Below are 9,757 nucleotides of genomic sequence, written 5' to 3'. Positions count from 1 at the left end.
CATTGCCTTGCTCGCACTGACCCTCAGCGCTTTCGCCATCGGGACGACGGAGTTCGTCATCGTTGGCCTGTTACCCACCATCGGTGCCGACCTCGCACCCAGGTCATCGTGTCGACACGTGTGTGGATTTAAGCTTCCCAGGGTATCCCCGGAAAGCGGCGCATTTTATATCACAAGGCAGAAAAAAACGGAACCCGGATTCTGAAAACCTGAGCAATGCTTTTGGCCCCTGCCTTGGAATCTCCCCAGAATGCGCCATCCTATAGATAGAAGCGATGCACAGAGGCTCAGATTTGCGCTGATCGTCTGGTAGAATCGCGTTTTTCAGGGCTGCGAAGATCGCTCACGCAATGCCCATTTCGTTTTAGAAGGCGCCATTGAGCGCAGAGAGAGCCTGTATGACCGTCACCCTCAAAACCCCAGAGGACATCGCAAAAATGCGGATCGCCGGCAAATTGGCCGCCGATGTGCTGGAAATGATTGCCGATTATGTCAAACCGGGTGTCACCACCGAAGAACTGGACCGCATCTGCCACGACTACATCGTCAATGAGCAGAAAGCCATCCCTGCCCCGCTCAACTACAAGGGCTTCCCGAAGTCGATCTGCACCTCAATCAACCATGTGGTCTGCCATGGCATCCCGAACGAGAAACCGCTGAAGGATGGCGACACGCTGAACATCGACGTCACCGTGATCAAGGACGGTTACCACGGCGACACCAGCCGCATGTTCCACGTCGGTACCGTGCCGGTCTGGGCCGAGCGTCTGTCCCAGGTGACCCAGGAATGCATGTACAAGGCCATCGAACTGGTCAAACCCGGCTGCCGCCTGGGCGATATCGGTGAAGTGATCCAGAAGCACGCGGAAAAGAACGGCTTCTCGGTGGTTCGCGAGTTTTGCGGTCATGGCATCGGCAAGGTGTTCCACGAAGAACCTCAGATTCTGCATTACGGCCGTGCCGGCACCGGCATGGAACTGAAAGCCGGCATGACCTTCACCATCGAGCCGATGATCAACCAGGGCAAGGCCGATACCAAGGTATTGGGCGACGGCTGGACCGCTATCACCAAGGATCGCAAGCTGTCGGCGCAGTGGGAGCACACCCTGTTGGTGACCGAAACCGGCTACGAGATCTTCACCCTGCGCAACGACGATACCATCGCGCGCGTTTCGGCCTGATCCCGCCCGCTCCGTTCCCAGCCTTATAGAAAGGAAAGCCAATCGATGCCGCAGGTGGATCCCGAACTCTTCGACCGCGGCCAGTTCCAGGCTGAACTGGCCCTGAAGGCAAGCCCTATTGCTGCTTTCAAGAAGGCGATCCGTCAGGCCCGCGAGGTGCTCGACGAGCGGTTCCGCAGTGGCCGGGACATTCGCCGGCTGATCGAGGATCGCGCCTGGTTTGTCGACAACATCCTGCAACAAGCCTGGGAACAGTTTAACTGGAGCGAGGACGCCGATATCGCCCTGGTGGCAGTCGGTGGCTACGGTCGCGGCGAGTTGCACCCCTATTCCGACATCGATCTGCTGATTTTGCTGGACAGCGCCGATCACGAAATTTTTCGGGATTCCATCGAACGCTTTCTGACGTTGCTGTGGGACATCGGCCTGGAAGTCGGCCAGAGCGTTCGTTCGGTGGACGAATGCGCCGTCGAGGCCCGTGCCGACCTGACGGTCGTCACCAATCTGATGGAAAGCCGCACCATTTGCGGCCCCGAGCGGCTGCGCCAGCGCATGCTGGATGTCACCAGCACCGCGCACATGTGGCCGAGCAAGGAGTTCTTCCTGGCCAAGCGCGCCGAGCAAAAGGCCCGTCACCACAAATACAACGACACTGAATACAACCTGGAACCCAACGTGAAAGGCTCGCCCGGTGGCCTTCGGGATATTCAGACGATTCTCTGGGTGGCCCGTCGCGAATACGGCACCCTGAACCTGCGGGCCTTGGCGGGCGAAGGTTTCCTGGTGGAGAGCGAAAACGCCCTGCTGGCCTCGTCCCAGGAGTTTTTGTGGAAGGTACGTTACGCACTGCACATGCTCGCCGGCCGTTCCGAAGACCGCCTGCTGTTCGACCACCAGCGTTCCATCGCCGGGCTATTGGGGTTCGAAGGCAACGACGCCAAGCAAGCCATCGAAAACTTCATGCAGCAGTATTACCGGGTAGTCATGAGCATTGCCCAGCTCAGCGACCTGATCATCCAGCACTTCGAAGAAGTGATCCTGGCCCCCGAAGACGAAGCACCACCACAGCCGATCAACTCGCGGTTCCAGCTGCACGACGGCTACATCGAGGCGCGTAGCGACAACGTGTTCCGCCGTACGCCATTCGCCATGCTCGAGATCTTTGTGCTGATGGCCCAGCAACCGGAAATCAAAGGCGTACGCGCCGATACCATCCGTCTGCTGCGCGAGAATCGTCATCTGATCGATGACGACTTCCGCAATGATATTCGTAATACCAGCCTGTTCATCGAGCTGTTCAAGTGCAAAATCGGCATCCACCGCAATCTGCGGCGGATGAACCGTTACGGCATCCTTGGGCGCTATCTGCCGGAGTTCGGCTTCATTGTCGGGCAGATGCAGCATGACCTGTTTCATATCTATACGGTCGACGCGCACACCCTGAACCTGATCAAGCACCTGCGTAAGCTGCAGTACACCCAGGTGTCGGAAAAATTCCCGTTGGCCAGCAAGCTCATGGCCAAACTGCCCAAACCCGAACTGATTTACCTGGCCGGTCTTTATCACGACATCGGCAAGGGCCGGCATGGCGATCACTCGGAAATCGGCGCCGTGGATGCCGAAGCTTTTTGCCAGCGCCACCAGTTGCCGATCTGGGACAACCGTCTGATCGTATGGCTGGTGCAGAACCATTTGGTGATGTCGACCACGGCCCAGCGCAAAGACCTGTCCGACCCGCACGTGATCCACGATTTCGCGCAGACCGTCGGCGATGAAACCCGCCTCGATTATCTGTACGTGCTGACCGTTGCCGACATCAACGCAACCAACCCGACGCTGTGGAACTCCTGGCGCGCGAGCCTGTTGCGCCAGCTCTACACCGAGACCAAGCGCGCCTTGCGTCGTGGTCTGGAAAACCCGGTGGATCGCGAAGAGCAGATCCGCCAGACCCAGAGCGCGGCGCTGGACATTCTCGTACGCGGCGGCAACGATCCGGACGATGTCGAGCAGCTCTGGGCGCAATTGGGCGATGACTACTTCCTGCGTCACACCGCCGGCGACGTGGCCTGGCACACTGACGCGATTCTGCAGCAGCCGGCCGACGGCGGCCCGCTGGTGCTGATCAAGGAAACCACCCAGCGCGAGTTCGAGGGCGGTACGCAGATCTTCATTTATGCACCGGACCAGCACGACTTTTTCGCCGTGACCGTGGCAGCGATGGACCAGCTCAACCTGAACATTCACGATGCCCGGGTCATCACCTCCAGCAGCCAGTTCACCCTCGACACCTATATCGTGCTCGACACCGATGGCGATTCGATCGGCGACAACCCGGCGCGGGTCAAGCAGATCCGCGAAGGCCTGACCGAAGCCCTGCGCAACCCGGACAACTACCCGACCATCATCCAGCGTCGGGTGCCGCGCCAGCTCAAGCATTTCGCGTTTGCGCCACAGGTCACAATCCACAACGATGCTCAGCGTCCGGTGACCGTGCTGGAGCTCAGTGCGCCCGACCGTCCGGGGTTGCTGGCGCGGATCGGCACGATCTTCCTGGAGTTCGACTTGTCGCTGCAGAACGCCAAGATCGCCACCTTGGGCGAGCGCGTGGAAGACGTGTTCTTCATCACCGACGCGAACAATCAGCCGCTGTCCGACCCGTTGCTGTGCAGCCGCTTGCAGGATGCCATCGTCGAACAGCTGAGCGTCAGCCAGGAACCCGATATCAAACTTTCGCGCATCAACATCTGAATTAATAACTTCCCCCTGTGGGTATGGACTTCCTGTGGACAGGGGGCTTGTTGTGGCGAGGGGGCTTGCCCCCGTTGGGCTGCGAAGCAGCCCCAAAACCTGCACCGCGATGTATCAGATACACCGCATACAAAGGTTTTACGACTGCTCCGCAGCCGAACGGGGGCAAGCCCCCTCACCACAACAAGCCCCCTGCACCACATTAGCCCTCCCACATTGAACGAGGCCCTCATGAACAACGCTCTGAACCAGTTGCAGCCCTACCCGTTCGAAAAGCTCCGCGCCCTGCTCGGCAGCGTCACGCCAAACCCGGACAAACGCGCCATTGCGTTATCCATCGGCGAACCGAAGCACCGTTCGCCGAGCTTCGTCGCCGAAGCGCTGGCGAGCAATCTGGATCAGATGGCCGTGTACCCGACCACCCTCGGCATCCCGGCCTTGCGTGAAGCCATCGCCGCCTGGTGCGAACGCCGCTTCAGCGTCCCGAACGGCTGGCTCGACCCGGCGCGCAATGTGCTGCCGGTCAACGGCACGCGCGAAGCGCTGTTCGCGTTCACCCAGACCGTAGTTAACCGTGGCGAAGACGCGCTGGTGGTCAGCCCGAATCCGTTCTATCAGATCTATGAAGGCGCGGCGTTCCTTGCCGGAGCCAAGCCGCATTACCTGCCGTGCCTTGATGAAAACGGCTTCAACCCGGACTTCGACGCTGTTTCGCCGGACATCTGGAAGCGCTGCCAGATCCTGTTCCTGTGCTCTCCAGGCAACCCGACCGGCGCGCTGATTCCGGTCGAAACCCTGAAGAAGCTGATCGCCCTGGCTGACGAATACGACTTCGTGATCGCCGCAGACGAATGCTATAGCGAACTGTATTTCGACGAACAAACCCCACCGGCCGGCCTGCTCAGTGCATGCGTCGAACTGGGTCGCAAAGACTTCAAGCGTTGCGTGGTGTTCCACAGCCTGTCCAAGCGTTCCAACCTGCCCGGCCTGCGTTCGGGCTTCGTGGCCGGTGATGCCGATATTCTCAAAGGCTTTCTGCTGTATCGCACCTACCACGGCTGCGCGATGCCGGTTCAGACCCAACTGGCCAGCGTTGCCGCATGGAATGATGAAGTGCATGTACGCGCCAACCGTGCGCTGTACCGCGAGAAATACGATGCGGTGCTGGAGATCCTCAGCCCGGTGATGGACGTACAGCGTCCGGACGGTGGTTTTTACCTGTGGCCGAATGTGAACGGTGATGACGCGGCGTTCTGCCGTGACCTGTTCGAACAGGAACACGTGACCGTGGTACCGGGCTCCTACCTGTCCCGCGATGTCGATGGCGTCAACCCGGGTGCCGGACGCATACGCATGGCGCTGGTTGCGCCGCTGGCTGAATGCGTGGAAGCGGCCGAGCGCCTTCGCGCGTTCATTACCCGCAACAAATAGTCTCCCCGCCCGCACTGTGCAATACAGTGCGGGAGCTTTTTTATAACCAGTAACACATCACTCGCAATTAAGATTCACTGAACTGCAGAGACCTCTTACTCTCATGCAGCGCATTACTGTGCGCACTCACACAACTTTAGCCTTTACTTCATGGAAGAAGTACCTAATGAACAATATTGAAAACTGCACCCTTATCCAATGGCCCGACGACCAGCAATCCTACGACGCGGCTATCAATGAAAACCCCGGAAATGCAGGATCCACCCTCGGCACACGTCGCAAGCGCTCTCTGATCGCTTATTCGAAGTTGTGGGCAAATGGACGCACGCTCAAAATCGCATTTATCGACGATCCCGACGATGAACACAAACAGAAGATCATCAGGGCGGCCAGTCAGTGGCTGCCCTATATCAATCTGAATTTCGATTTCGTCGAAGGGCTGGAAGGTGATATCCGAATTGCGACAAAAAACCCTATTAACAGCTCGATGTTGGGCACCGATGCGCTACTGATTCATCCAGACTGGCCAACCATGGATCTGGGCGTCGAACCTGAACATGAAGATTTCGAAGTGATCGTGACTCATGAATTCGGACATGCATTAGGGGCGATGCACGAACATCAACACCCCGAAGCCAATATTCCTTGGGATAAACCGAAAGTGTATGAGTTCTACCAGAATCGAGAGATGAATCCACTGACCAAAGAACAAGTCGATATGAACCTGTTTCAGCCCTTCGATACCATCGAAGCGATTTATACGCCTTACGACAGGAAGTCCATCATGCATCACCCCGTGGCTAACACACTGACACTGGGCGATTGGGAAATACCTATCAACCGCAAGATCAGTAGAAAAGACAAACAACTCATGAAGTTGCTTTATCCAAAACGTTGACAGCCCAACACTTCCCGCAATGCGTCATCACCGATCTGGTGATGACGACCGAGGCTATGCCACTCCAGCCGTTGCCCCCACAGATGTGTACCAGCGGCGGCTGCAGGGGGCAGCCGTCCGATGCCGCTGACTGTTGCCCCCATGTCGCACGACACAGCTGATCGCCATGGCCTACAGACAAACCCGACCACAGCCGACGCGAAACCGTCCGGTCATGGCATAATCCGTCACCTTTTATTTTCAGCACCTGCAAAGGGGGCAATTCCTTGACCGCTTCAAGCAAAACGTTGCACCTTTTCGGCATCAAAGCCTGCGACACCATGAAAAAGGCGCGCACCTGGCTCGATGAACACGCTGTCAGCTATGACTTCCATGATTACAAAACGGTCGGAATCGACCGTGAACACCTGAGCCAATGGTGCGACGAGCACGGCTGGCAAGTGGTGTTGAACCGTGCAGGCACGACCTTTCGCAAGCTCGACGACGAACGCAAAGCCGATCTCGACCAGCGCAAAGCCATCGAACTGATGCTCGCACAACCTTCGATGATCAAGCGCCCGGTGCTCGATCTCGGTGACCGAACCCTGATTGGCTTCAAGCCAGATATCTACGCGGCAGCGCTCAAGTAAGGCAGCCCGTTCCATTTTGTTAGAGGTATCAACATGTCCACTACCCTGTTCAGCCTGGCCTTTGGTGTCGGCACTCAAAACCGTCAAGGCGCATGGCTGGAAGTGTTTTACGCGCAGCCACTGCTCAACCCGTCGGCCGAACTGGTCGCCGCCATTGCGCCGGTTCTGGGCTACACCGACGGCAATCAGGCCATCGCCTTCAGCACCGCTCAGGCGTCCCAACTGGCCGAAGCGCTGAAAAGCGTCGACGCTGCACAAGCGGCACTGCTGACCCGTCTGGCCGAGAGCCACAAGCCGCTGGTCGCCACGCTGCTGGCCGAAGATGCACAGCTGAGCTCCACGCCTGAGGCTTACCTCAAGCTGCACCTGCTGTCCCATCGCCTGGTCAAGCCGCACGGCCTGAACCTGGCCGGGATCTTCCCGTTGCTGCCGAACGTGGCCTGGACCAGCCAGGGCGCGATCGATCTGGCCGAACTGGCCGAACATCAACTGGAAGCCCGTCTGCGCGGCGAGCTGCTGGAAGTGTTCTCGGTGGACAAGTTCCCGAAAATGACCGACTACGTGGTACCGGCCGGCGTGCGTATCGCTGACGCGGCGCGTATTCGCCTGGGCGCTTACGTGGGCGAAGGCACCACCGTGATGCACGAAGGTTTCGTCAACTTCAACGCCGGCACCGAAGGCCCGGGCATGATCGAAGGCCGTGTGTCGGCGGGCGTTTTCGTTGGCAAGGGTTCGGACCTGGGCGGCGGCTGCTCGACCATGGGCACCCTGTCGGGCGGCGGCAACATCGTGATCAAGGTCGGCGAAGGCTGCCTGATCGGCGCCAACGCCGGTATCGGTATCCCGCTGGGCGACCGCAACACCGTTGAGTCGGGCCTGTATGTGACCGCTGGTACCAAAGTGGCGCTGCTGGACGAAAACAACAAACTGGTCAAAGTCGTGAAGGCGCGTGAACTGGCCGGTCAACCTGACCTGCTGTTCCGCCGCAATTCGGAGACCGGTGCCGTGGAGTGCAAAACCCACAAATCGGCCATCGAACTGAACGAAGCGCTGCACGCTCACAACTGATTGCTGCAGCAACCCAACCGATCAACTGTGGGAGCGGGCTTGCTCGCGAAGCTTTTGGCGACCTCAAGGACGCCTTCGCGAGCAAGCCCGCTCCCACAGGGTCAGGCGTACACCTCGCCCATGTTTAGCAGGGCCCGATAGCATGATGATTCCCTCTCCCTGGCGCGCCGATTTCCCGGCCATCGCCGCCCTGCAACGGCAAGACCAGACTTATCTGGACAACGCCGCCACCACGCAAAAACCTCAAGCCCTGCTGGATGCCCTGGCGCATTACTACGCCAACGGCGCGGCCAACGTGCATCGGGCGCAACACTTGCCCGGCGCCCATGCCACTCAGGCGTTCGAAGACAGCCGCAGCAAAGTCGCGCAATGGCTCAACGCCGGCGATTGCGGGCAGATCATCTTTACCCACGGCGCGACGTCCGCGCTGAACCTCCTGGCCTATGGCCTGGAACACGTATTCAATCCGGGCGATGAAATTGTCATCAGCGCTCTGGAGCATCACGCCAACCTGTTGCCATGGCAGCAACTGGCCCAGCGTCGCGACTTGAAACTGGTGATCCTGCCGCTGGATGCCGACGGCTTGATTGACCTTGAAGCCGCCTCTCGCCTGATCGGCCCGCGTACCCGTCTGCTGGCGGTCAGTCAGCTGTCCAACGTGCTCGGCGCCTGGCAGCCGTTGCCCGCGTTACTGGCGATGGCCAAAGCGCACAACGCGCTGACCGTGGTCGACGGCGCTCAAGGCGTGGTGCATGGTCGGCATGACGTGCAGGCGCTGGGTTGCGACTTCTATGTGTTTTCCAGCCACAAGCTCTACGGCCCGGATGGCCTGGGTGCGCTGTTCGGTCATCATGAAGCGCTCAAGCAACTGCGCCCGTGGCAGTTCGGCGGCGAAATGGTGCTGGATGCCAACTACCACGACGCACGCTTTCGTCCTGCGCCGCTGGGGTTCGAGGCGGGTACGCCACCGATTTCCAGCGTGATTGGCCTGGGGGCGACCCTGGATTATCTGGCCGGGCTGGATCAGGACGCCGTGTCCGCCCACGAAGCCGCGCTGCATGACTATCTGCTCAAAGGCCTTGAAGCGCGCAACGGCATTCGTCTGCTGGGCAAGCCGCAACTGGCACTGGCCAGTTTTGTCGTCGAGGGTGTGCATAACGCTGATCTGGCGCATTTGCTGACCGAACAGGGAATCGCCGTTCGCGCCGGTCATCATTGCGCCATGCCGTTGCTCAAAAGCTTTGAACTGGCCGGGGCGATTCGGGTGTCGTTGGCGTTGTACAACGACTCCGAAGACCTTGAGCGCTTTTTTGAAGCGCTGGATCAGGCCCTGGAGTTGTTGCGATGACCTTGCCCGCCGATGCCGTCACCGCGCTGGATACTTTTCAGAAGGCTGCAAGCTGGGAACAGCGGGCGCGGTTGCTGATGCAATGGGGTGACCGTCTGCCGCCGTTGAGCGATGTGGATAAGGTCGAGGTCAACCGCGTGCATGGCTGTGAGAGCCAGGTGTGGCTGGTCGGCACGTTGCAGGACGGGCACTGGCAATTCAGCGCCAGCAGCGATGCGCGCTTGATTCGCGGGTTGGTGGCGCTGCTGCTGGCACGGGTCAACGGGGTGTCCGCAGTTGAGTTGCAGCAGGTGGATTTGGCGGATTGGTTTAATCAGCTGGGGTTGGGCCGCCAGTTGTCCCAGTCCCGCAGTAATGGCCTGAATGCCGTGTTACAGCGGATGCGTGAACTGGCCGCCTGACCGATCGTTCCCACGCTCTGCGTGGGAACGCCTCAAGGGACGCTCCGCGTTCC

Annotated in this window: 8 protein-coding genes and 1 pseudogene; all 9 read left to right on the top strand. The window is 59.4% G+C overall.

Annotated elements, in window-relative coordinates; translation table 11 throughout:
- Window position 1: 1 nt before the first annotated feature.
- Window positions 2–94 (top strand): annotated as a pseudogene (locus ACQKPC_RS17635) (hypothetical protein); the annotation flags it as partial.
- A gap of 304 nt (window positions 95–398) precedes the next feature.
- The gene (gene map / locus ACQKPC_RS17630) at window positions 399–1,181 is read left to right on the top strand and encodes a type I methionyl aminopeptidase (RefSeq protein WP_008070337.1); all 783 of its coding nucleotides are present in this window, start codon (window positions 399–401) and stop codon (window positions 1,179–1,181) included.
- 45 nt (window positions 1,182–1,226) lie between these two features.
- A complete protein-coding gene (locus tag ACQKPC_RS17625; protein ID WP_427625712.1) occupies window positions 1,227–3,929 on the top strand; it encodes a [protein-PII] uridylyltransferase in 2,703 nt (900 codons plus the stop codon).
- A 231-nt stretch (window positions 3,930–4,160) separates the two neighbouring features.
- Window positions 4,161–5,360 carry a succinyldiaminopimelate transaminase gene (gene dapC / locus ACQKPC_RS17620; RefSeq protein WP_427625711.1) on the top strand — a complete coding sequence of 400 codons (1,200 nt, stop codon included), beginning with the start codon at window positions 4,161–4,163 and terminating at the stop codon, window positions 5,358–5,360.
- A gap of 166 nt (window positions 5,361–5,526) precedes the next feature.
- Window positions 5,527–6,258, top strand: coding sequence for a M12 family metallopeptidase (locus tag ACQKPC_RS17615; RefSeq protein WP_427625710.1), 732 nt, complete (start codon window positions 5,527–5,529; stop codon window positions 6,256–6,258).
- Window positions 6,259–6,524: 266 nt separating this feature from the next.
- Entirely contained in the window at window positions 6,525–6,887 is a 363-nt protein-coding gene (locus ACQKPC_RS17610; RefSeq protein ID WP_007907995.1) for an ArsC family reductase, read from the top strand.
- A 33-nt stretch (window positions 6,888–6,920) separates the two neighbouring features.
- Window positions 6,921–7,955, top strand: a complete 1,035-nt coding sequence (dapD, locus tag ACQKPC_RS17605; RefSeq protein ID WP_008070343.1) for a 2,3,4,5-tetrahydropyridine-2,6-dicarboxylate N-succinyltransferase — start codon at window positions 6,921–6,923, stop codon at window positions 7,953–7,955.
- 142 nt (window positions 7,956–8,097) lie between these two features.
- Complete coding sequence (locus ACQKPC_RS17600) at window positions 8,098–9,303, top strand: aminotransferase class V-fold PLP-dependent enzyme (protein WP_427625709.1); 1,206 nt, start codon at window positions 8,098–8,100, stop codon at window positions 9,301–9,303.
- Window positions 9,300–9,704 (top strand): SufE family protein, encoded by a 405-nt coding sequence (locus ACQKPC_RS17595; RefSeq protein WP_427625708.1) that lies wholly within the window; start codon window positions 9,300–9,302, stop codon window positions 9,702–9,704. Before ACQKPC_RS17600 ends, ACQKPC_RS17595 begins: the two co-directional genes overlap by 4 nt.
- The last annotated feature ends 53 nt before the right edge of the window (window positions 9,705–9,757 follow it).

It is taken from the genome of Pseudomonas sp. NPDC089918 (assembly GCF_050280605.1).
Classification (GTDB): Bacteria; Pseudomonadota; Gammaproteobacteria; order Pseudomonadales; family Pseudomonadaceae; genus Aquipseudomonas.
Note: the sequence above shows the minus strand (reverse complement) of the source record. Positions and strands in the feature narration are given on the sequence as shown.

Bases quoted from the DNA above. Each gene is read 5' to 3' on its own strand.
- dapD (WP_008070343.1), top strand. From the start codon at position 6,921: ATGTCCACTACCCTGTTCAGCCTGGCCTTTGGTGTCGGCACTCAAAAC.
- ACQKPC_RS17625 (WP_427625712.1), top strand. From the start codon at position 1,227: ATGCCGCAGGTGGATCCCGAACTCTTCGACCGCGGCCAGTTCCAGGCT.
- ACQKPC_RS17615 (WP_427625710.1), top strand. From the start codon at position 5,527: ATGAACAATATTGAAAACTGCACCCTTATCCAATGGCCCGACGACCAG.
- ACQKPC_RS17600 (WP_427625709.1), top strand. From the start codon at position 8,098: ATGATGATTCCCTCTCCCTGGCGCGCCGATTTCCCGGCCATCGCCGCC.
- map (WP_008070337.1), top strand. From the start codon at position 399: ATGACCGTCACCCTCAAAACCCCAGAGGACATCGCAAAAATGCGGATC.
- ACQKPC_RS17595 (WP_427625708.1), top strand. From the start codon at position 9,300: ATGACCTTGCCCGCCGATGCCGTCACCGCGCTGGATACTTTTCAGAAG.
- dapC (WP_427625711.1), top strand. From the start codon at position 4,161: ATGAACAACGCTCTGAACCAGTTGCAGCCCTACCCGTTCGAAAAGCTC.